The 266-nt window shown below is 31.6% G+C and carries 1 protein-coding gene; it reads left to right on the top strand.

The annotated features are described in order from the left end of the window. The coding region (locus SB751_RS31355; RefSeq protein ID WP_410749191.1) for a hypothetical protein at positions 1 to 266 on the top strand (266 nt) is incomplete at both ends.

The following is a 266-nucleotide window of genomic DNA, read 5'->3' as shown; positions in this document are numbered from 1 at the left end:
AAGAGAAATAGGTAAATATGAAGTTCCTAGGGGAAAGATTTTAATTGATGCAACTACTTTGGCTTTACCTGAGCTTTTGCAAATATTTCATATTTTGAAATTAAAGAAACAAAATTTTGATGTTATATATGTACAGCCAACTGATTACACTGAAAATGACGATAAGGGTTTGGATAAAATTAAATCATATGACCTATCTGATGATGGACTAGGGATTCAGCAAGTTCCACCTTATGTAGGTTTCAGCGATAATTCAATGTTGTTCT

This window comes from Cupriavidus sp. SIMBA_020, assembly GCF_046535395.1.
Taxonomy (GTDB): domain Bacteria; phylum Pseudomonadota; class Gammaproteobacteria; order Burkholderiales; family Burkholderiaceae; genus Cupriavidus; species Cupriavidus campinensis.
The sequence above is the reverse complement of the archived record's forward strand: the minus strand, read 5'-3'. Positions and strand labels throughout refer to the sequence as shown.